The organism is Microbulbifer pacificus (genome assembly GCF_002959965.1).
Taxonomy (GTDB): domain Bacteria; phylum Pseudomonadota; class Gammaproteobacteria; order Pseudomonadales; family Cellvibrionaceae; genus Microbulbifer; species Microbulbifer pacificus_A.
Genome location: NZ_PREV01000027.1, coordinates 1,175,296 through 1,197,347, shown reverse-complemented (window position 1 = coordinate 1,197,347; position 22,052 = coordinate 1,175,296). Strand labels below are relative to the sequence as shown.

General features: G+C 57.1%; 16 protein-coding genes. 12 read left to right on the top strand and 4 right to left on the bottom strand.

Annotated elements, in window-relative coordinates; all coding sequences use genetic code 11:
• The first annotated feature begins 177 nt into the window (after nt 1–177).
• The 5 genes from C3938_RS15775 (at nt 178) to cysB (ending at nt 7,012) form a co-directional block, all read left to right on the top strand.
• On the top strand, nt 178–1,485 hold the full coding sequence (locus tag C3938_RS15775) for an NAD(P)/FAD-dependent oxidoreductase (RefSeq protein WP_105104178.1): 1,308 nt from the start codon (nt 178–180) through the stop codon (nt 1,483–1,485).
• A gap of 178 nt (nt 1,486–1,663) precedes the next feature.
• The gene (locus C3938_RS15770; protein WP_158681732.1) at nt 1,664–4,036 is read left to right on the top strand and encodes a TonB-dependent receptor; all 2,373 of its coding nucleotides are present in this window, start codon (nt 1,664–1,666) and stop codon (nt 4,034–4,036) included.
• Between the two features lie 127 nt (nt 4,037–4,163).
• Entirely contained in the window at nt 4,164–4,844 is a 681-nt protein-coding gene (locus C3938_RS15765; protein ID WP_105104176.1) for a TetR/AcrR family transcriptional regulator, read from the top strand.
• A gap of 12 nt (nt 4,845–4,856) precedes the next feature.
• Nucleotides 4,857–5,774, top strand: a complete 918-nt coding sequence (locus C3938_RS15760) for a 5'-nucleotidase (RefSeq protein ID WP_105104175.1) — start codon at nt 4,857–4,859, stop codon at nt 5,772–5,774.
• Nucleotides 5,775–6,037: 263 nt separating this feature from the next.
• Entirely contained in the window at nt 6,038–7,012 is a 975-nt protein-coding gene (cysB, locus tag C3938_RS15755) for an HTH-type transcriptional regulator CysB (protein WP_105104174.1), read from the top strand.
• Between the two features lie 85 nt (nt 7,013–7,097).
• Here cysB and C3938_RS15750 read toward each other — a convergent pair whose 3' ends face one another.
• The 3 genes from C3938_RS15750 to C3938_RS15740 form a co-directional block, all read right to left on the bottom strand.
• Entirely contained in the window at nt 7,098–7,370 is a 273-nt protein-coding gene (locus tag C3938_RS15750; RefSeq protein WP_105104173.1) for a hypothetical protein, read from the bottom strand.
• 179 nt (nt 7,371–7,549) lie between these two features.
• Nucleotides 7,550–8,881, bottom strand: a complete 1,332-nt coding sequence (gene pabB / locus C3938_RS15745) for an aminodeoxychorismate synthase component I (protein ID WP_233998952.1) — start codon at nt 8,879–8,881, stop codon at nt 7,550–7,552.
• 147 nt (nt 8,882–9,028) lie between these two features.
• The gene (locus C3938_RS15740) at nt 9,029–9,907 is read right to left on the bottom strand and encodes a pyruvate, water dikinase regulatory protein (protein ID WP_233998951.1); all 879 of its coding nucleotides are present in this window, start codon (nt 9,905–9,907) and stop codon (nt 9,029–9,031) included.
• Between the two features lie 29 nt (nt 9,908–9,936).
• Here C3938_RS15740 and C3938_RS17960 point away from each other — a divergent pair, with 29 nt between their 5' ends.
• From C3938_RS17960 to C3938_RS15710, 7 genes are all read left to right on the top strand, one after another.
• Entirely contained in the window at nt 9,937–10,137 is a 201-nt protein-coding gene (locus tag C3938_RS17960) for a hypothetical protein (protein ID WP_158681731.1), read from the top strand.
• Entirely contained in the window at nt 10,134–12,500 is a 2,367-nt protein-coding gene (ppsA, locus tag C3938_RS15735; protein ID WP_105104171.1) for a phosphoenolpyruvate synthase, read from the top strand. The genes C3938_RS17960 and ppsA overlap by 4 nt, the downstream gene beginning before the upstream one ends.
• Before the next feature lie 559 nt (nt 12,501–13,059).
• Nucleotides 13,060–13,605, top strand: coding sequence for a L,D-transpeptidase (locus C3938_RS15730; RefSeq protein ID WP_233998950.1), 546 nt, complete (start codon nt 13,060–13,062; stop codon nt 13,603–13,605).
• Nucleotides 13,606–13,822: 217 nt separating this feature from the next.
• Nucleotides 13,823–14,311: a ribonuclease E activity regulator RraA gene (rraA, locus tag C3938_RS15725; RefSeq protein WP_105104170.1), complete on the top strand. Its 489-nt coding sequence runs from the start codon at nt 13,823–13,825 to the stop codon at nt 14,309–14,311.
• A 1-nt stretch (nt 14,312) separates the two neighbouring features.
• On the top strand, nt 14,313–15,155 hold the full coding sequence (locus C3938_RS15720) for a DMT family transporter (protein ID WP_105104169.1): 843 nt from the start codon (nt 14,313–14,315) through the stop codon (nt 15,153–15,155).
• A 129-nt stretch (nt 15,156–15,284) separates the two neighbouring features.
• The gene (locus C3938_RS15715) at nt 15,285–17,525 is read left to right on the top strand and encodes an acyl-CoA dehydrogenase (protein WP_105104168.1); all 2,241 of its coding nucleotides are present in this window, start codon (nt 15,285–15,287) and stop codon (nt 17,523–17,525) included.
• A gap of 15 nt (nt 17,526–17,540) precedes the next feature.
• On the top strand, nt 17,541–19,763 hold the full coding sequence (locus C3938_RS15710) for an acetyl-CoA hydrolase/transferase C-terminal domain-containing protein (protein ID WP_105104167.1): 2,223 nt from the start codon (nt 17,541–17,543) through the stop codon (nt 19,761–19,763).
• A 149-nt stretch (nt 19,764–19,912) separates the two neighbouring features.
• Here the strand turns inward: C3938_RS15710 and pta are convergent, their stop codons facing one another.
• Entirely contained in the window at nt 19,913–22,051 is a 2,139-nt protein-coding gene (pta, locus tag C3938_RS15705; RefSeq protein ID WP_105104166.1) for a phosphate acetyltransferase, read from the bottom strand.
• Nucleotide 22,052 lies beyond the last annotated feature (1 nt).

The window sequence follows — 22,052 nt, the reverse complement described above, 5'->3', positions numbered from 1 at the left end:
CAGGAGGGGCCACAGCGCGTGAAGGTATATCGTCTTTCCGCCATGTGGGCTTTGATTATGGCAAAAAACCGAATTATCATTCAATAAATTTTGAATAATGATTCGGTTTTGTTTGGGCTGGGTGAATGACCTGGTAAATAAACCGTGTCGCACCAGTCTGTTTTTGGAGATTTATGCATGCCTGCCAGTGGAACTGTAACCAAGCTGCTCGGCCACACTGATTCCTACTATGCCGCCAGTGCCAATGAGGCACCGGCATACGCCCCCCTGGAAGGGCAAGTAGATGCCGATGTGTGCATTATCGGTGCGGGCTACACCGGACTTTCTTCCGCGCTGCATCTGGCGGAAAGGGGGTTCAAGGTGGTGGTGCTCGAAGCGGAGCGGGTTGCCTGGGGGGCCTCCGGGCGCAACGGTGGCCACGTTGGGGTAGGGCAGCGCAAAGGTCAGGAAGACCTGGAGAAAATGCTCGGTTTCGATACCGCCAAGGTCCTCTGGGATATGGGGCTTGAAGCCGTGCAGCTGGTGGAGGATCTTATCCAGAGACACAATATCCAGTGTGATCTCAAGCGCGGCATCATGCATCTGGCGGCCAAACCCAGTCACGACAGCTGGCTGAAAGAAGAGGTGGCACTCCTGAATCAGCGCTACGGTTACGACAAGATGCGCTACGCCGATCGTGAGGAAGTGCGCTCGCTGGTGGGATCCGACCGTTTCTACGGCGGACAAGTGGACAGCGGTTCCCTCCATCTGCACCCACTCAACTACGCCCTGGGACTGGCTGCGGCAGCAGAAAAGGCCGGCGTACGTTTTTTCGAATACAGTCGTGTCACCAGCTATCAGGGCGGTAATCCCTGTGTGGTGAATACCGCGCGGGGTAGTGTACGCGCCGGTAATGTCGTTCTGGCGTGCAACGGCTATCTCGGCGACCTGGAACCGAAAATGGCTGGTCGCATCATGCCCATCAATAACTTCGTGCTGGCTACCGAGCCGCTTCCGCCATCGCTGGCGCGGGAGCTGATCGCAAACGACTACGCGCTGCAGGACACCCTGTTTGTTATCAACTACTGGAAACTTTCCGGCGACAACCGGCTGGTGTTCGGCGGTGGCGAGAACTACACCTCCCGCTTCCCTCAGGACATCCGTGCTTTCGTGCGCAAGTATATGTTGCAGATCTATCCGCAACTGGCGGATACCCGCATTGATTTCGGCTGGGGGGGGACGCTCGCCATCACCCTGAACAGGATGCCCAGTATTGGGCGCCTGGAACCGAATGTGTACTACAGCCAGGGCTATTCCGGGCACGGTGTCCCGACGGCTACGTTCGCCGGCAAAATACTCGCCGAAGTACTTGCCGGTACAGAGGAAAGGTTTGATATATTGTCGCGCATTCCAACGCCCAGTTTTCCCGGTGGAACCCTGTTGCGTTGGCCCGGGCTGGTAGCGGGAATGCTCTATTACAGCTTGAAGGACAAGCTGGGCCAGTAAACTGGTGGCACCTCTACGGATCGACTGCGTCCGCGTTTGAAGGTTTTTAGTGGCGTCAAAAAATTGAATGTTTCTTCGGTTTGTGGGATAACAGGCCGGTCAGTTCAATCTCCGGGTCCGTCCTGAGTGGTAATGAATGGGCAGAAACCCGAACAAAAATAACCCACGGGGAGTAACAATGACGCAATCAGATCAGCGGTTTTCCGCCAAAAAACACGTGCTGGCTTCAACCATTGGTGCCGTAGTCTTTACCATCTCTGGTGGCGCCAGCGCAGCACCGGAGATCGAAGAGGTGACTGTCACCGCACAGATGCGTGCGGAGTCACTCAAAGATGTGCCCATGTCTGTCAGCGCCTTCTCGGGCGAGACCATCAAAAACAGTAATCTCAGCGATTTCAAAGATCTGTTCGCCATCACTCCCGGTATTTCCGGTGATACCACAGATTCCTTCTTCGACACCGTGTCTGTCCGCGGTGTCAACAACAACAGCTTTGGTACCGGCAGTGACCCGGCACTGGGTGTGTTTCTCGACGGTGTCTACCAGAGCCGCACCGGTGCCACGCCGACCATGTTCGACCTGGATCGCGTGGAAATCGTAAAAGGTCCGCAGGGTACCCTGTTCGGCCGCAACACCGCCTCCGGCGCGATTTCCATGACCTCCCGCAAGCCGGGAGATGTGTTTGGCGGCGAGATGTCTGTGAATGCCGGGCAGTACGGCCGCCTGAACTTCGAAGGTTCAGTGGATGTGCCCGTGAGCGAAGACTTTGCCGTGCGTATTTCCGGAATCCACCAGGAGGAAGACGGCCACGTCAAGAACCTTGCCGGTGGCCGTAATCTGGGGGCCAGCGAGGCGGATGCGATGCGCTTTACCGGTGTGTATGACGGCATCGAAGACACCACCATCTCTCTGCTGGCCCAATATGAAGACCGTACCAGCGACGGCACCATTTACCGGGCTCTCGGTACCGACGCGGATTACGATGAGGTTTACAACGATCAGCAGGGAATCGACCAGGCGGAAATTGCTGACGCGATCCTTACCATCGAACACCAGATGGGCGACGTAACCTTCAGCTCAATCACCGGTTACAAAACCCATAACTACACGTATGTGGAGGATTTCGACGGCACTGCGCAGTCCATCGATACCTTCGTGCGCGATCAGTCCGGGGAGTTCTTCAGCCAGGAATTCCGTCTCACTTCCAACAATACCGGCCCGTTTAACTGGGTATTGGGAGCCAGCTATTACCAGGAAGATCTGGACGCGTATTTCGCGGGTGTGGACTCCGAAGATTTCATCTGCGCCGGTGCGATGGAAGTGGATTACGAGCTCGATGTCGACTCCAGCATGACCTGTGAGCAGCTGGCACTTGCCTTCCCCGATGATATGGATGACGCTTTTGGAACCGGTGGGGATCCCTGGGAATACGCGCCTACCGCAGGTATGGGGATACCCGGTGGCGTCCAGATCGGTGACGGTATGTCCGTGGAAGAATCCTACACCCGCGGTGAATTCAGTGGCTGGGGCGTGTTCGCCAACACCACCTTTGATCTGACCGATTCCACCAGTCTCGGGCTCGGCGTGCGCTATACGGAAGATCAGAAGAAATACACCGTAGATTCCCCGTGGCCGGATACCTGGACCGCTGGCTGGAACTATCAGGCCATGTTTACGGACGGCCCGATCACTGGCGACAAGACCTGGAGCAACGTCTCTGGTCGCGCCACGCTAAATCACGATTTTTCTGACGCGGTCACCGCCTATGCCAGTGTGGCAACCGGTTACAAGTCTGGTGGTTTCGATTATCTGACTTATCGTGTAACCGATCCGGCCTTCGCGGAAGATTCCGACACCTGGCTCGAAGACTATGAGTGGACTGTCGACAGCAGTACCGGTGAGCCCAACAACTTCAACGAGGAGCAGGTGTTGTCCTATGAGCTGGGCGTGAAAGCGCGACTGCTGGACAACCGCCTGCACATCAATGCCGCTGCCTTCCAGTACACCTACGAGGACCTGCAGCAAGCCTTCTTTATCGGCGCCGCGGCGGTTACCCGCAATGTGGGCGAGAGTGAAGGGCAGGGGCTCGAAGTGGATGCCCGCTGGCTGATTACCGACAACCTCGACCTGTATATGGGGCTCGCATGGCTCAATACCGAGTTCACTGGTGCGCCGGAGGAACTGTGCGAGGATTGCGACGGTAATCAGATGGCGTTTTCTCCGGAGTTCTCCTCAGCAACTGTGCTGACCTACACCACCGAGGTAGGGTTTGGCACCGTGGCGTTGTCCGGTGAGTACACCTATACCGGCGAGCAGTTTGCGGACCTCGAAAATACGGAAGAAGTGAAACTGGCGAGCCGTGGCCTGGTTAACCTGCGCGCGTCACTGACCGCGCCCGGCGAAAACTGGACTGCCGGTGTGTATGTGGAAAATCTCACCGGAGAGGAGTATTACCACTGGGGCTACGCGGCGGCAGACTACAACTTGCCGGCCACCCAGACAGATCCTTCCCGCGGTCGGGTAGCCGGTATCAGCCTCGATTATCGCTTCTGATTATTCCGCACCTTTCTCCTTTCATCTCACAGGATGAGTAGAAAAGCCGGCAACCATTTGCCGGCTTTTCTGTTAATCAGGTTCCTCATTTGTGTTAAAAAGGCACTTCAGTTGAAAGGAACACGAAGTGTCGACCGCAGAACAGAATCGCCGTAGAAATCAGTTGTCGCCGCGACGGGAGCCGGTACAGGCTCGCGCCCGGGAGCGCGCCCGCCAGATACTGGATACCACTGGCCGTCTGCTGGAGCAGGTGGGGTTGAATGACCTGACTACCATCCTCATTGCCAAGGAGTTGGGTGTCTCGGTCGGATCCGTGTATCACTACTTTCCCAACAAACACGCAATCCTCTACGCCATGGGAGAGCAGTGGCTGATCAGTCTCACCGAGCGCCTTGACGACTTGGCGGCTGGCGAGCTGGAAGCGCTGAGTCTGCGTGCATTTCTGGATGACCTGCTCAATCGCTGGGTTTCCGTTTACCGGGAGCAGCGCGGTCTGCTGCCTCTGGTACAGGCCATGTGGGGAATCCCGGAGCTGCATGAGCTGGATGAGCGACACGATGAAATGGTCATCAACCATCTGATGGGTATGTTCCGGCGCCTCGGTTTTCGCTGTCCGCCCAACGAAACGAATCGCCTCGCCCGCGCCACACTGGAAACCTGCCACGCCATGCTGCTGGTGGTCGTCAATCAGCAGGGCGTCCGCTCCCAGCGTACCCGTGAAGACCTGCTGAATATGTTGATGGTGCTGCTTGAGCCGCACCGCGACGAACAGAAGCCCGCCGGGCTTGATGATGTGGAGGCGCCCTGAGCGCAATAGAGCATGAGCAGTGCGCAACAGACGCCGAGAGGCAACAAGCTCACCATCGCCATTTCTTCCCGGGCGTTGTTTGATCTGCGCGAAAGCCACCAGATCTACGAGGAACAGGGAGTCGATGCGTTTTCGGCCTATCAGATCGAGCGGGAAAACGATGTGCTGCCTAAGGGAGAGGCCTTTTCCCTGGTGGAGAAATTTCTCCAGATCAACGAATGCCTCGAGGGTGAGCCGCGGGTAGAAGTGATCCTTCTGTCGCGCAACAGTGCCGATACGGGCCTGCGGGTTTTCAACTCCATCGAGCACTATGGGTTGCAGATCAGCCGGGCCGCCTTCTGCAATGGCGGCAGCCCTTACCGCTACATCGCGCCCTTTGGCTGCCACCTGTTCCTCTCTACAGACGGTGGCGACGTGCGTCGGGCGCTGGAACAGGGGGTGGCCGCGGCGACCCTGATACCCGGTGGCGCCCGCCAGCGTGGGGACGATATCCTGCGATTCGCTTTCGACGGCGATGCAGTGATTTTTTCCGATGAGGCGGAGCAGATCTTCAAGCGCGAGGGGCTTGCCGCGTTTACTTCCGCCGAGCGCGCATCCGCGCGACAACCGCTGCAAGGGGGGCCGTTTAAAGGGTTCCTCGAGGCGTTGCAGCACTTGCAGGCGGAGTTCCGTCCGGAGTCCTGTCCTATTCGCACCGCCCTCGTGACAGCGCGCTCCGCACCTGCGCACGAGAGGGTGATCCGTACTCTGCGAGCGTGGAATATCCGAATCGACGAATCCATTTTCCTCGGTGGCCTCCCCAAAGGCGAATTCCTGCGAGCCTTCGGTGCAGATGTATTTTTTGACGATCAACCGAATCACTGCGCCTCTGCTGCGGCGCATGTGGCCACCGGTCACGTCCCGCACGGCATCGCGAATCTGGAGAGCTAGTGACTCTGGAGGCGAGTGGATGTTGCCGGGCGTTTCCATGCAAGTTCCCATACTTTAAACGTTTTTCTCCCAAGCTGGTCACTTTTAGTAACCTGTCCCCCGTTTTTGGCCCACTGGCTATAAAGGGCTATTGGCTCGCCGCCAGATTCGCTGCTATGCTTTTCCCGCATAAACTTACTTAGTTTTTATAACCAATAGCTGGCGTAAAAATGAGCGCTGCCGACCTTTGGCAGACTCGCGCCCGTAGTAGACAGGGAGAGGCTATGAAGCTGCAGCAGTTGCGTTATATCTGGGAAGTGGCACACCACGATCTCAATGTCTCTGCCACCGCGCAGAGCCTGTTTACCTCGCAGCCGGGGATCAGCAAGCAGATCCGCTTGCTGGAAGACGAGCTTGGTGTGGAAATTTTTGCCCGCAGTGGCAAGCATCTTACGCGGGTGACCCCGGCCGGTGAGGCTATTCTCAAAACCGCCGGGGAGATCATGCGCAAGGTGGAGAACATCAAGCAGGTGGCGCAGGAGTTCAGTAACGACAAGCGGGGCAGCCTCGCTATCGCCACGACGCACACCCAGGCGCGCTATGCGCTACCGCCGGTGATCAAGGCATTTATCGCGCGCTATCCGGAGGTGTCTTTGCATATGCACCAGGGCACGCCGATGCAGATTTCAGAAATGGCCGCGGATGGTACCGCGGATTTCGCCATCGCGACCGAAGCGTTGGAACTCTTCAGCGATCTGGTGATGATGCCAGTCTACCGCTGGAACCGTTGTATTCTGGTGCCGAAGGGGCACGAGCTGTGTCAGCTTTCGAAACTGACCCTGGAAGACGTCGCCAAATATCCGATCGTTACCTATGTGTTTGGATTTACCGGGCGCTCAAAGCTCGATGAGGCCTTTCTGGAAAAAGGGCTGTCGCCGAAGGTTGTGTTTACAGCGGCCGACGCCGACGTAATCAAAACCTATGTACGCCTGGGGCTCGGTATTGGCATTGTCGCGGATATGGCGGCGGTGGAAGACGAGGACAGCGATCTGGTGGCGCTGGATGCGAGTGAACTGTTCGAGTCCAGTGTGACCAAAATCGGGTTCCGCAAAGGTATATTCCTGCGCGGTTTTATGTACGAGTTTATCCAGCAGTTCGCGCCGCACCTCACCCGCGAACTGGTCGAGCAGGCCGCACAGGCCTCTTCCCGGGCCGAAGTGGACGAGTTGTTCTCTCATATCGAATTGCCGGTGTATTGAACCCGCGCGGACAATGCCTCCGCGCTCAAACCAAAAAGCCCGGCAGTGGAAGCCGGGCTTTTTGGTTTCAGTCAAACGGTCGCGGTCAACGGTTCAACACTTCTTTCACGAACTTGAAGTACACCGTGTACACCTCGGGCTCTTCACCTTCCTTCTCGACCACAAAGAATGGCGCGCGCTGTACGTTCAGACGCTGTGCCAGTTGCATACCGGCACTTTGCGGGTCGCGCTCGTCGGCAATCAAAATTTCATCGAGAAATTTTTCCTGATCGTTCTCCTTCAGCTTCTGCTCCACGTCGTTGCATTTGGGGCAGAGGGAGCCATCGGCGAGGATTTTTTTAACCAGGGTAATACGCATCGGACACAACCTTGTATAGAGCGAATCGGTGTCGTATATCGGCCTCCAGCGCCAATATCGCAGCGCGGCGGATAGGATAGACTGGCGCGGAATCTAGCAGGGTCACAAACGCCTTGGAAATACCAATGGGCGATAGGGTTATAACCGGGCGAGGCGGTGCCGTGCTGGACACGCGCTGCTCAGAGAAAGCGGTTTTCCAGTGTATCCATCAGCAGGCGTACTTTGTCGATACACTCGCGGTGTTCTGCCGCGGGCTCGGAATCGGCGACGATACCGCCTCCCGCCGCACAGTCGAGCCTGCCTTTGCTCGCTGTCAGGGTGCGAATGGCAATACTGGTATCTGCGCGGCCACAACTGCTGATGTAGCCGATACTGCCACAGTAAACTCCACGCGGGCTCAGTTCCAACTCTCGAATGACTTCCATTGCCCGCCGTTTGGGTGCACCGGTAATGGAGCCCCCCGGGAACCCGGCTTTCAGTACCTGGGCGAACTCCAGATGCTCGGGCAACTGGCCGGTAATGGTGCTCACCAGATGATGTACGTTGGCGAAGCTCTGTAATTCAAACAGTGCCGGCACGCGCACGCTTCCTCGGGTACAGACTTTTCCGAAATCGTTGCGCAACAGGTCCACAATCATGAGGTTTTCCGCGCGATCCTTGCGGCTTGCACTGAGTGCTCTGGCGAGTTCCAGGTCCTGCGACGGATCGGCGCTACGTGGCGCGGTGCCTTTGATGGGCTCCGTCTGCAGGAAGCGGCCGTCCGCAAGAACGAAACGCTCCGGAGACAGACTGAGGATGTCCCCCTGCGGCAGGGAGATAAACGCGGAGAAGGGCCCTGCAGCCCGTTGCCGCAATGCCAGATAGGCTGTCAGTGGGCTGCCTTCATACGCGGCCTGGAAGCGCTGGGTGAAGTTAGCCTGATAGATATCGCCCGCACCGATGTACTCCAGAATTCGTGCGATCCGCGCCTGGTACTCGTCCGGGGTGAATTCGTGCGCGAACGACGATGTGAGCTTAAAGGCTTCGGTGCGTGGAGCTGCATGCCAGTCGATGGCGCTGAGGCGTGCCCGCAGATCTTTCTTTTGAATGTCGGTACAGGCCGGGTGGAACACCAGATGGCTTGCCTGCAGCTGGTGGTCGACGATCAGCGCCCAGGTATAGAGACCAAAATAGCCCGCCGGCAGCGGTGTTTCACGGGTATCCGCGCTCAGGAAATTGCCCGCCGTCCCCAGCTCATATCCCGCGTAGCCAATGGCTCCCCCACAGAAGGGGAGCTGTTGGTCCACTTCCTGTGGCGCCAGCTCGCATAGCAGGTCATCCAGATCGTCAAATGGCGTCTTGTCGGTGGCGGACAGTGTCACTCCGCCTACCGGATCTGCGCTCACTATGTCAAAACGGCCACCGCGGGCAGAAGGTTGACCGGAATCCAGCCAAACCGGGTATGGCAGGTCCTGAAGAGCCGCGAACGCAGCCCCGGTGTTGAGCGAGTAGGGCAGAGAAACAATTTGCAAAACATCAACCAAAGATTCGGGCGGGACTGTCCGCACTGACGGATTTCGTATTGAGGCCTGTATGGCCGGTCTCACAGGCGCGCTACTTTACTCCAATTCGGCACTCCAATTCGACGCCAATTCAGAAATGCCCCCGCTACAGAAAATCTAGCTGATTCTGCGCTCGATTCCGGCCTGTGACATCAGCCGTGTGGCGAGTTCTTCTACTGACAGTTCCGTAGCATCAAGATAGGGCACCTGAGCGCGGCGCAGCATCTGCTCTACCTGACGGACCTCAAACTCACACTGCTCCGGCGAGGCATAGCGGCTATTGGCCCGGCGCTCCTGGCGGATGCTTGCGAGGCGACGAGGGTCGATGGTGAGACCGAACAGCTTGTGCTGATACGGACGCAGGATTTTCGGCAGTGATGTGGAATCCATGTCCTCTTCGGTAATCGGGTAATTGGCGGCGCGCAGGCCGAACTGCAGCGCGAGATAGAGGCAGGTAGGGGTTTTACCGGAACGGGAGACACCGACGAGAATAATGTCGGCGCTTTCAAACTCACGGGTTCGGCGGCCGTCATCATTGTCCATGGCAAAATGCACCGCGTCCATGCGCGCCGAGTAGCGACGGTTGTCGGCAATACCATGGGAAACGCCCACGGTTCGCGCCGGGTCAGTGCCAAACAAGGCTGCCAGCGGTGCAAGATAGCTTTCGAATACATCCAGCATCAGCGCGGAGCTCTGATGCAGCTGCTTGCGGATCTGGTCGGACACGATACTGGTGATGATGATCGGCTGCAGGCCCGATTCCTCGGCGGCGCGCTCGATACGCTGCAGTACCTGGTTGACTCTGCTCTCCGAATCCACATAGGGGAGGGTGACCTGCTCCACCTGCTGATCGCGAAACTGCGCCAACAGACTGTGGCCGATACCCTCTACGGTAAGACCGGTACCATCGGAGATAAAAAATGCCGTGCGCTTTCTTGCGCCTCTCGCGGACTCATTGTTATGCGCTTGGATCTCACTGTGCTGCTCGTCGCTCATCGTCGATGGTCTCCACTGATTTGTCGACAATGGTATATCAGCAGGACGATAAATTCGTGCGCGGATTTTCATCCCGCCAGTCGGCCTGTAATGTGCCGTTTCTATCGATTCTTGTAGAAAAATTACAACAGAAAACGCCCGATTTTAGCGGTGGCAGCGGGGTATTATTTACAAAACCCTTCCTTATAATCGGCGGCCTGATCACGCAGTTGCTGAGGGCAATCCATTGAGCATTTACACTCTCGAATTCGCGAAGCTGGGCATGGCGGATGTCGACAAGGTCGGCGGAAAAAACGCTTCACTGGGAGAAATGATTTCTTCTCTTTCCGGTGCTGGTGTCAGTGTTCCGGGCGGTTTTGCCACTACCGCCGATGCTTTTCGCGAGTTCCTCGCCGCAGCGCAGCTTGATACCCGGATAGCCGAGCGACTGAAAGGTCTGGATGTAGCCGATGTCACCGCGCTGGCCGCCGCCGGGGAGGAAATCCGCAACTGGCTGCTCGATGCGCCGTTCCCGGCGCCGCTTGAGGCCGAGATCCGCGCCGGCTACGAAGCCCTGGGTGGCGGCGAGACCGCCGTTGCCGTGCGCTCCTCGGCGACCGCGGAAGACCTGCCGGATGCCTCCTTCGCCGGTCAGCAGGAAACGTTCCTGAATATTCGCGGTATCGACGCGGTACTGCAGGCCGTAAAAGAAGTCTTTGCTTCACTCTACAACGATCGCGCCATTGCTTACCGCGTGCACACCGGCTACGCGGATGTCGGGGTGGCGCTGTCCGCCGGTATTCAGCACATGGTGCGCAGTGAAACCGGCGCATCCGGTGTGATGTTTACGCTGGACACCGAGAGCGGTTTCCGCGACGTGGTTTTTATTACCGCCGCCTATGGTCTCGGAGAGACTGTCGTACAGGGCGCGGTGAACCCGGACGAGTTTTATCTGTACAAGCCCGCGCTGGAAGCTGGACGACCGGCTATTCTGCGCCGCAACCGCGGCAGCAAAGCCATCAAGATGATTTACGATCAAAGCGGCGAATGTGGTCGCTCTGTCAAGACTGTACCGGTACCCGAGGCGGACCGCCTGCGCTTTGCCCTGACGGATGCGGAACTCACCGATCTCGCCAATCAGGCGCGCAAAATCGAAGCCCACTACCAGCGCCCCATGGACATCGAGTGGGCCAAAGACGGCGACAGTGGCAAGCTGTTTATTGTACAGGCACGACCGGAGACGGTGCGCTCCCGCGATACCGGTACCAGTATCGAGCGCTACAAACTGCAGGAGCGCAGCGAGATCCTCTGTGAAGGTCGCGCGATTGGTCAGCGTATTGGCGCCGGTGCGGTTCGGGTACTCGAATCCGTGGACGACATGGCGAAGATGCAGGAAGGCGAGGTTCTGGTTACCGATATGACCGACCCCGACTGGGAGCCGGTTCTGAAGAAGGCAAGCGCCATCGTTACCAATCGCGGTGGGCGGACCTGTCACGCGGCGATCATCGCCCGTGAACTGGGCATCCCTGCGGTAGTGGGCTGTGGCGATGCTACGGAAAAACTGACCACTGGCACACCCGTTACCGTGACCTGCGCGGAAGGCGATACTGGTTTTGTGATGTCAGGCCAGCTGGATTTCGAACGCTCGCTCACGGAAGTAAGTGATATGCCGGAGCTGCCGTTCAAAATCATGCTCAACGTGGGCAACCCGGATCGGGCATTTGCATTCAGCAATTTGCCAAACCAAGGTGTTGGCCTCGCGCGGCTTGAATTCATCCTGAACCGTATGATCGGCATCCACCCCAAGGCGCTGCTGGAGTTGGATCGTCTGCCTGCGGACCTGCAGCAGAATATCCGCAACCGTATCGGTGGCTATGCTTCGCCGGAAGACTTTATTGTCGAGAAACTGGTGGAAGGTATTTCTACTCTGGCCGCAGCGTTTGCCCCCAATCGCGCCATCGTGCGCCTGTCAGATTTCAAGTCCAATGAGTACGCGCATCTGGTGGGCGGACAGATGTACGAACCGAGCGAGGAAAACCCGATGCTTGGGTTCCGCGGTGCATCGCGTTACCGCTCCAAGGATTTCCGGGAGTGCTTTGCCCTTGAATGCCGTGCCTTGAAAAAAGTACGCGACGAGATGGGTCTCACCAATGTGGAGATCATGGTGCCCTTCGTGCGAACTCCTGATGAGGCGCGCCAGGTTGTCGAGCTGCTGGAAGAAAATGGTCTGAAACGTGGAGAGAATGGCCTCAAGCTCATCATGATGTGTGAACTCCCGTCCAACGCTTTGTTGGCAGAGGACTTCCTGCAGTACTTTGACGGCTTCTCCATCGGTTCCAATGACCTGACACAGCTTACTCTTGGTCTGGATCGGGATTCAGGGTTGGTGGCAGAGCTGTTCGACGAGCGCGATCCTGCGGTTAAAATGCTGTTGTCCCGCGCAATACAGGCCTGCAAGAAGGCAGGGAAGTACGTTGGAATCTGCGGTCAGGGCCCTTCCGACCACAAGGACTTTGCACAGTGGCTGATGGAGGAAGGGATCGACAGCGTATCGCTCAACCCGGATACGGCAGTGGATACCTGGCTGTACCTGGCCAACAGTCAGAAGCGCTAAGCAATCAAATTCGCTGTACCTGACCAGCGGCAACGTCCTTCCAGTCGCCGATTTGCTGCCGCAATCGGCTTGACTCTGAAAAAAGCGACCCCCGTGGTCGCTTTTTTTTCGCCCCTGCCTGAAACAATTTCCCATGGATTCCCGGTTTGCAATAAAGCTGTCTTAGCCGGCTATCGGTTCATAACCTTGTGAGGCGGGCAGGGGTACGCTAAGCCCATTGCCAATTCCCATAAAACGCCATTCCGCACATGCAAATCAATCTAAGAGTGTCTCACCCAGTCAATAGAATCGAAATGGTTCCGGTAAAGTGTTCCGCAATTTGCGCGGGGCTTTTAACCGGGCAATGACTTTGCGGCGATCGCCGTCACAACCTTCGATAGAAGTTTTGATTGAGTTGATTTCTGATTGAGGTGCCACCATGCAAAGCAGTCCCTTAAACCTAACAGAGAAACGTGCGTCGGAAACGTACTGCCGAAATTACACTCCCGTTGCGTGCTCTCCCGGTCTGATGGCCTTCCGCCAGTGCGGAAATACAACTTCAGCGCCAGGTGCGCGTGGAATGGCGGCCTTGTTGGTGCTGCTGCTCGGGGTATTGGTTGGAAGCCTGTGGCCGAATCTGGCGAGTGCTAATAGTGGAGCCAACTGGTTTGATGATGAAGCCGCGATGAATTCCTCCGGATCACCATCGATAAGAATCAACCTGTCGGAACAGAAAGCCTATTTCTATAAGGGCTCGCGCCTTGTGGGGGTCTCGCTGATCTCTTCCGGTAAGAAGGGATTCAGCACCCGGCCTGGCCACTTCCGTGTGCTGGCCAAAAACCCCAATCACCGCTCCAGCATCTACGGTAGTTATGTTGATAACTCCACCGGTCGTGTGGTGAAAGCCGACGTGGATACCCGCAAGCATCGCCGCCCGCCGGGCACGCATTACCGCGGTGCGAAAATGAACCACTATATCCGTTTTAATGGCGGCATCGGCCTGCATGCTTCTGGTCATGTACCGCGCTACCCGGCCTCCCACGGTTGCGTGCGTATGCCTCCGCATATGGCGAGTAAATTCTATCAATACGCCCGCGTTGGGATGCCGGTACGGGTGAGCTATTGATCGCGCGAACGTGAGCGGGCGAAGCCAAAACTGATTTGCCAAAACGGGTTTGAACGCCTCACCTGTTCTCATAGTGAGCTGTCGCAAAACAATGCCGGGGATTATCCATCAGGGTAATTCCCGGCATTTCTATTTGCGCACTGCAGGCGTATCGCCCACCCGCTAAGATGATCTGGTCAAAACGTTCGAGTTCAAACAATAAGCAGGAGCCTGACTCATGTCCCATACGACAATTTCCACTCCCGACCTGTGCGATGAGTTCCCGGAGCTGGTGCAGGTGGTGGAACCGATGTTCATCAACTTCGGGGGGAAAGAGCAGTTTGGCGGGCAGATCGTAACCATCAAATGCTTCGAGGATAACTCTCTGGTGCGGGATCTGGTTGCGGAAGAGGGCGCGGGAAACGTGCTGGTGGTGGACGCCGGTGGCTCCATGCGCAGAGCCTGCCTCGGGGATTTGTTGGCGGAGAAAGCGGTGCAGAACGGATGGGAGGGGATAGTGATGTATGGCTGTATTCGCGATGTGGATGCGATTTCTGGACTAAAGTTAGGAGTACAGGCGCTGGGAAGCCACCCCATGAAGACCGACAAAAAAGGGGTCGGTGAACGCGATATCGCAGTGACTTTCGGCGGCGTCACCTTTAAACCTGGAGAGTATTTGTACGCTGATAATAACGGCGTGATAGTTTCTCCCCGACCTCTTATTTAAATTGGAAATATCTGAATCCGTATTATTTGCGCTGGTCCTGCTGTCTGCCCTTGCGCACGCCGTATGGAACGCGGTGGTCAAACACAGTGGTGAAGGTTTCCTGCAGCTGGCGATGATTCGCAGTGTTGGCCTGCTGGTAGGGGCGGCACTGGCGACACAGCTGCCATTACCCGGCGAAAACGCACTGGGTTTTCTGATCGGCGGGGCCTTCTTCCAGTATCTTTACTTCTTCCTGCTTTCCCGCTCGTATGAAGCGCTGGATTACGGCACCGCCTATCCCATGGCACGGGGTGTTACACCACTTATGGTGGCCATGGCTGCTTTGCTGTTTCTGGACGAGTCTCTCGCCCCGTTGCAGATCACCGGGATTCTGTTGGTTACCTGCGGCATTTTTGCGCTGATCATGAAGGAGTTGAAGGTCAGCGGGAAAGGCATCTTTTATTCCCTTGGCACAGGCATTGCCATCACCGGGTACACCACCCTGGGAGCGGCGGGTGTACGCAGTGTCAGTAATCCGTTGAGCTATGTGGCCTGGCTCGAAATTCTCTCTGGTGGTGGCGTGATACTCGCTGTGTTGTGTACCCGTCCGCTGAAAGGATTGGCGTTCGCCCGCGCTAATTTCATACGCAGCTCCCTGTCTGGCGTACTCGCCACCGGGGGGTTCGGTATTGCGCTCTGGGCCACATCGATGATGCCGGTAGCCGCGGTGGCCGCCACCCGCGAAGTCAGCATCCTGTTTGCCTCTGTCATTTCCGTGTTCCTGCTCAATGAACGCTTTTCCACCCAGCGGTTACTCGCAGCATTGATAATTTTCTGTGGCGTTGGCACTCTGGCATTCGCCTGATCACAACGAACCGCCTTTGCTTTGCCGTGCATTGCCTATAGTTGCAGGCAAGTCTCTGTTTCAAATTCCCAGTGACTCCATGGATTTACATCCATGGCGGTCATTGCATTCAGCTGACAAGGATAAGTAATGAGCAACCTGCGCCAGAAGTGGATCACTGCACCGCTGTTGAAGTGGATCAAGAAAGTACTCCCACCGATTTCCGATACCGAACGCGAGGCGATGGAAGCGGGGGAGGTATGGTGGGATGCACAGTTGCTTTCCGGCAAGCCGGACTGGGATCAGCTTTTGAATATGGGGCCGCCAGAGCTGACGGAAGCAGAGCAAGCGTTTATCGACGGTCCGGTGGAAGAGCTCTGTCGGATGGTGGACGACTGGAAGATCTCTTACGAAGATCACGACATCTCACCGGAAATCTGGGACTTTCTGAAGAAGCACCGCTTCTTTGGAATCATCATCCCAGAGAAGTTCGGCGGCCTTGGATTTTCACCAACCGCCCACGCCCAGATCGTGACCAAGATTTCCACCCGCAGTACCAGTGTCGGTGTCACCGTGATGGTGCCTAACTCTCTTGGCCCCGGCGAGCTGCTGATGGCCCATGGTACGGAAGAGCAGAAAAACCATTTCCTGCCGCGTCTGGCGGACGGTCGCGAGATTCCCTGCTTTGGTCTCACCAGTCCGGAAGCGGGTTCCGACGCGGCCGCCATGGTCGACAACGGGGTGGTCTGCTACCAGGAGTACAACGGCGAGAAAACCCTGGGTATCCGGGCCAACTGGCACAAACGCTACATTACACTGGGACCGGTAGCGACGATCCTTGGGCTCGCGTTCAAACTTTACGATCCGGACCATATCCTTGGCGAGGACGAGGATCTCGGCATTACGGTAGCACTGGTGCCCACCAATACTCCCGGTGTCACCATTGGTCAGCGCCACCTGCCGGCATTGCAGGCATTCATGAATGGGCCCAATTGGGGGAAAGACGTGTTCATCCCCATGGACTGGATCATCGGCGGCCAGGAAAACATCGGCCACGGCTGGCACATGCTGATGAGCGCACTCGCTGCCGGGCGTGGTATCTCGTTGCCGTCACTTTCCACCGGTGGTGCCAAGTTGGCGGCGCGCACCACTGGTGCCTACGCACATATCCGAGAGCAGTTCGGCATTTCCATAGGAAAGTTCGAAGGCGTTCAGCGTCGTTTGGCGGAAATCGCTTCGATCGCTTATGTACTGGACTCCGCACACAAGACCACCACCCGCGCATTGGATCAGGGCCGTAAACCGGCCGTAGTCTCCGCGATCATGAAGGCGCACGCCACCAACGGGTTGCGACAGGCCATCAATGACGCCATGGATATTCACGCGGGAAAGGCCATTATGGACGGCCCTCTCAACTATCTGGGTAACGTATACCGTGCGGTGCCGGTGGCAATCACCGTCGAAGGAGCCAATATCCTCACTCGCAGCCTGATGATCTTCGGCCAGGGCGCCATTCGTTGTCATCCCTACCTGCTGCAGGAAATGGAGGCGGCCACCAACGAGGATGAGAATGAGGGCCTGAGGCAACTGGATGCGCTGCTTCCCAAGCATGTGCTGTTCCAGCTGAAAACATTCTGTCGCGCGGTGTTCCACGGCTGGACCGGTGGTCTGTTTGCCAGCAGCCCGAAACGGGTAGGGGATGCCGCCAAATACTATCGGCAGATGAATCGCTATTCCGCGGTGCTCACCCTGGTTACCGAAATTTCCCTGATGGCGCTGGGTGGTGAGCTGAAGCGCAAGGAACTGATCTCCGCACGGCTCGGCGATGTTCTCAGCGAGCTCTATCTGATGTGCGCCACGCTCAAGCGCTTTAACGACGATGGCAGTCCGGCGGCCGATCGTCCGTTGCTTGAATTTGCCATGCGCGCTGGTTTCCACAATATCGAAGTCAGCCTGATCGAGGTATTCCACAACTTCCCGATCCGCTTTATCGGTCAGCTGATGCAATTCCTTACCATGCCCTGGGGACACAGTATTCGCGCGGCCTCGGACCGTCAGGCGCGGGCTTGTGCCAACCTGATCATGGAGCCAGGTGAAACCCGCGATCGTCTCACCGAAGGTGTGTTTCCCGGCAATCCCGGCGATGGTATCGATATTGTGGAGCAGGCATTCCTGAGCAGTCACCAGACGGAAAGTATCCGCGAAAAGATGAAGAAGGGCGGGCTGCGCGCGTTGAATGACGATGCCATCGACAAAGCGCTGGAGAAAAAGCTGATCAGCGTGGAGGAGGCGGAAAAAATCCGCGAGACCGCCGTGGCGGTCAACAAGGCTATTCAGGTGGACTACTACGAATCCCTGTCTCCGGGCAAACCATCTCCGGCTCAGCAGTAAGCGCGGGAGGACGCCATGGCACAACCGGAATCATTCAGTGCGGTCGAGGCCTGTGTAGACGCCGTGCTGGCGCGGGTTGGCAAACGCATCGTACTGGGCTTGCCCCTCGGGCTCGGTAAGGCAAACCAGTTTGCCAATGCGCTCTATGCGCGTGCAGAAAATGATCCGGAAATTGAACTCACGATCTATACCGCTCTGACGCTGGAGCGCCCATCCGCAGGAAATGAACTACAGCGACGCTTTATACAGCCGCTGCTCGATCGGCTGTACGCGGACTATCAGGACCTCGCTTATAACGTGGCCCGCCGCAAGGGCTTGTTACCGGACAACGTGGAAGTGTGCGAATTCTTCCTGCAGCCCGGCAGTTTTCTGCACAAGAATTCGGTCCAGCAGAGTTACGTCAGCGCGAACTACACCCACGTACCCAGGGATTTGCTGGATCGCGGCGTCAACGTGATTGCACAGATGATTTCGCCGGCGAGCGACGACAGCGGTGATTTCAGTTTAAGTAGCAACCCGGACCTTACCCTGCCAGTACTCGAGCTGGCGCGCGCGCGTGGCTATGGCCCGATCACTCTGGTGGGCGAGGTGAATGCGCAGCTGCCATTTGTTGGTGGTGACGCGCGGGTCTCGGCGGATACGTTCGATTTTCTGCTCGAAGGCGACCTGTTTCGGCGAGAACTGTTTGCGGCCCCCAACGCCCCCGTGCGCCTGACCGATTACGCACTCGCCTTTCACATCGCCGGTCTGATCCGCGATGGGGGAACCCTGCAAGTCGGCATTGGTGCGCTGGGGGACGCCATCTGCCATGTACTGCGCCTGAGACACTGCAATAACGCCGATTACCGGGACATATTGCAATCACTCGACACGGACACCGCCCGCACACTGTTCAAACAACCTCCAGAGCTTGGCGACTTCCAGAAGGGGTTGTACGGTGCCAGTGAAATGGTACCGGAGGGCTTCTTACATTTGCGTCGCGCGGGTGTATTGAAGCGGCATGTATACGCCGATTCTGTACTGCAGAAAATATTAAACGAAGGTGCGGCGACCGATACCGTCGACGAAAAGCTGTTGATCGCGCTGCGGGATTCCGGACGTATTCAATGCCCGTTGACAGAAGCGGATACACAGTTCCTGCAGGATGCAGGCATCGTTGACCCCAGCTACAGTTGGCGTGGACACCGCTTCCTTGATACCCATGGTGAAATCGAAGAGTGCGATCTACATAGCAGCGCCGGGCGCAAAAAATTGATGGGTAATTGCGCGGGTAAGCCGCTGCCCGGTGGTATCTGGTTACACGGCGGTTTCTATCTGGGTTCTACGGCCATGTATCGGGACCTGCGGGAAATGCCGCTAGAGGAGATGGCCGGCATCAACATGACCGCGATTGATTTCATCAACGAACTGCAAAACAACAGGGCCCTTAAAATCGCCCAGCGTCAACATGCGCGCTTCGTCAATTCTGCCATGATGGTTACCCTGAACGGCGCAGTGATTTCCGATGGGCTGGAGAACGGGCAGGTGGTCAGCGGTGTGGGCGGTCAGTACAATTTTGTGGCCCAGGCCCACGAACTACCCGGTGGTCGCTCGATCATCGCGCTGCCCAGCACCCGTCAGATGAGTGGACGCATCTGTAGCAATATCGTGTGGGAGTATCCCCACTGCACCATCCCCCGCCACCTGCGGGATATTGTGGTTACCGAATACGGTGTCGCCAACCTGCGCGGCAAGTCCGACCGTGATGTGATTGAAGCCATGCTCTGCATTGCGGATTCACGCTTCCAGCAGGAACTCCTGGCAAAAGCCAGGGAGGCAGGCAAGATCGACGCCGGATTTTCTATTCCTGAAGCGTTCGCGAATAATACGCCGGAGCGTATCCACTCGGTATTTGCGCAGGGGCATCGTCTGCAGTTGCTTCCTTATTATCCCCTCGGCACTGACCTTACTCGTGAAGAGGTACAACTCGCAGTTGCGCTCAAGGCGCTGAAAGAAGAGGGGCGTAAAATCTGGGATCTGTGGCCGATTCTGCGCAAAGGGCGACGGGCCTGCAAAAGCAGTGCACCGGAATACCGATTTGTACATGATTGCCTCAAGCGCATGGCGTTTGAATACAGTGATACGTTCGAACATCGCCTGGAAGCGTATCTCGTTGCCGGAGCGCTGGTGCTGTTTTTCGATAAGGATCGACCGCTCGGGGATGTATTTGACCCGGCCTCTGCATTCAACCCCCATTAAGTTCTTATTCCTCCTGGAAATACTGGCCTGCGAGGCAGGATCAGCTGACCTGACGAGGAAATTTTTACTCCTCCGTCTATTTATTTTGTGTTAATTTCCGGCACTCAAACCTCACTGCTGCACGGAAAATGACACGGATATGTCGTTCATCAATTCAACTGACTGGCCTGAATTGCCGTCAGCGCAATGGTATAGATGATGTCGTCCACCAGTGCGCCGCGGGATAAATCATTCACTGGTTTGCGCATCCCCTGCAGCATCGGCCCGATGCTGATGAGTTCGGCGCTGCGCTGTACGGCTTTGTAGGTGGTGTTACCGGTATTGAGATCGGGAAAGATGAACACCGTCGCGCGCCCGGCGACGGGGCTGTCCGGGGCTTTTTTCTTGGCCACATTTTCCATAATGGCGGCGTCGTATTGCAGCGGGCCGTCAATGATCAGGTCCGGGCGCTTTTCCTGTGCAAGTTTGGTGGCCTCGCGCACCTTATCTACGTCGGTGCCCGTTCCGGATGTACCGGTGGAGTAGCTGATCATCGCCACTCTGGGTTCAATGCCGAAGGCCGCGGCGGAATCCGCCGACTGGATGGCGATGTCGGCGAGTTCCTGGGCGTTCGGGTCCGGGTTGATGGCGCAATCCCCGTAGACCAGCACCTGGTCCGGCAGCAGCATGAAAAACACCGATGACACCAGGCTTGCGCCCGGTGCGGTTTTGATCAACTGGAGCGCCGGGCGGATGGTATTCGCGGTAGTGTGCACGGCGCCGGAGACCAGCCCGTCCACTTCACCTTCCGCCAGCATCATGGTGCCGAGCACCACATTGTCTTCCAGTTGTTCCTTGGCGACGATATCCGTCAATCCCTTACCCTTGCGCAGTTTTACCATCGGCTCGACGTATTTGTTGCGTGCGGTTTTCGGATCGATGACTTCCACCTTGTCGCTCAAGGTGAGACCCTGCTGTTCGGCGACACGGTGGATTTCTTTCGGGTCGCCCAACAGTACCGGTCGCGCGATGCCGCGCTCGGCGCAGGTGAGGGCGGCCTTGACCGTGCGTGGCTCGTCGCCTTCCGGCAGCACAATGCGCTTGTTGGCGCGGCGGGCAAGTTCGGTGAGGTGAAAGCGAAAGGCCGGTGGTGACAGTCGTTTGGGGCGATTGGATTCGCTTCCCAGGGATTCCACCCAGTGGTTATCCAGATGCCCGGCAATAAAATCCTGCACTCGTTCGATACGCTCGTGGTCGTCAGTAGGAGTTTCCATGTTGAAGGACTGTAGCTGCAGCGCAGTCTGCCAGGTGTTGGTGTTGACGAGAATCACCGGTAGCCCAGTTTCCATCGCCGGTGCGCAGAGTTTGCGCACCATCGGTTCGATGTAATAGCCACCGGTTAATAACAGGCAGCCGATTTTCACCCCGTTCATGGCGGCGAGACAGGCGGCGACGATTACATCCGGGCGGTCGCCGGAGGAGACCAGCATGGAGCCCGGTTCAAAGCGATAGATCATGTTGCCGAGGGAGCGGGAACAGAAAGTGACGCTGTGCAAGCGACGGGAATCCAGCTCGCCGTAGTTGATGACTTCCGCCTGGAAGTGATCCGCCAAATCCTTGGCCCGCGGCGCGACGAGATCCGCATTCCAGGGGATACAGCCAATAATGGGCAATGGGCTTTTGCCAAACAGCGAGAGAATTTCCAGGTTGCCGCGCTGTACCCTTGGCCCTTCAAAAACCCCTGTGATATCCGCTCCCGGGGCGTCCGGTACCTGCGACGGTGCGCCCACCTTGTTAACCACGCAGCCCACCACGCGTCCCGACTGTTTGCCACCAAAAGTGGCCATAGCCACTTCGAGGCGGTCTTTCAGCTGCTGGGGGGAATCCAGATTGGGGCAGACCACCAGTACAATTTCCGCATCCAGGGTTTTGGCTATCTGCAGGTTCAGCTGATTGGCAAACTGGTTTTCGGCATTTGGCACCAGACCTTCGATAATGGCCACATCTGCCTGGTTCGCACTCTCGTTGAAGCGCGCGAGGATTTCCTCCAGCAGATCGGACAGACCTCCGCGGCCGATCATGGATTCGGCGTGGTGCATGGAGAACGATTCCGGTACTTTCAGGTTTGAGGCCTGACGCAGTATCTCGTTGCTGCGATCGCGGTGTTTCTCGTGCTTCACCGCCTCCGCGATAGGCTTGTAAAAACTGACACTGACGCCGTTGCGCTCAAGGGCTCTCAGCGCGCCGAGGCTAACAGAAGTAATGCCGACACTGGCGCTGATGGGAACCAACATGATGGTACGGGACATG

Excerpts from the sequence above, each read along its gene's own strand:
- C3938_RS15775 (WP_105104178.1), top strand. The coding sequence starts at position 178 with ATGCCTGCCAGTGGAACTGTAACCAAGCTGCTCGGCCACACTGATTCC.
- C3938_RS15770 (WP_158681732.1), top strand. The coding sequence starts at position 1,664 with ATGACGCAATCAGATCAGCGGTTTTCCGCCAAAAAACACGTGCTGGCT.
- C3938_RS15760 (WP_105104175.1), top strand. The coding sequence starts at position 4,857 with ATGAGCAGTGCGCAACAGACGCCGAGAGGCAACAAGCTCACCATCGCC.
- cysB (WP_105104174.1), top strand. The coding sequence starts at position 6,038 with ATGAAGCTGCAGCAGTTGCGTTATATCTGGGAAGTGGCACACCACGAT.
- C3938_RS15750 (WP_105104173.1), bottom strand. The coding sequence starts at position 7,370 with ATGCGTATTACCCTGGTTAAAAAAATCCTCGCCGATGGCTCCCTCTGC.
- C3938_RS15740 (WP_233998951.1), bottom strand. The coding sequence starts at position 9,907 with ATGAGCGACGAGCAGCACAGTGAGATCCAAGCGCATAACAATGAGTCC.
- C3938_RS17960 (WP_158681731.1), top strand. The coding sequence starts at position 9,937 with ATGGTATATCAGCAGGACGATAAATTCGTGCGCGGATTTTCATCCCGC.
- C3938_RS15730 (WP_233998950.1), top strand. The coding sequence starts at position 13,060 with ATGGCGGCCTTGTTGGTGCTGCTGCTCGGGGTATTGGTTGGAAGCCTG.
- rraA (WP_105104170.1), top strand. The coding sequence starts at position 13,823 with ATGTCCCATACGACAATTTCCACTCCCGACCTGTGCGATGAGTTCCCG.
- C3938_RS15715 (WP_105104168.1), top strand. The coding sequence starts at position 15,285 with ATGAGCAACCTGCGCCAGAAGTGGATCACTGCACCGCTGTTGAAGTGG.
- C3938_RS15710 (WP_105104167.1), top strand. The coding sequence starts at position 17,541 with ATGGCACAACCGGAATCATTCAGTGCGGTCGAGGCCTGTGTAGACGCC.
- pta (WP_105104166.1), bottom strand. The coding sequence starts at position 22,051 with ATGTCCCGTACCATCATGTTGGTTCCCATCAGCGCCAGTGTCGGCATT.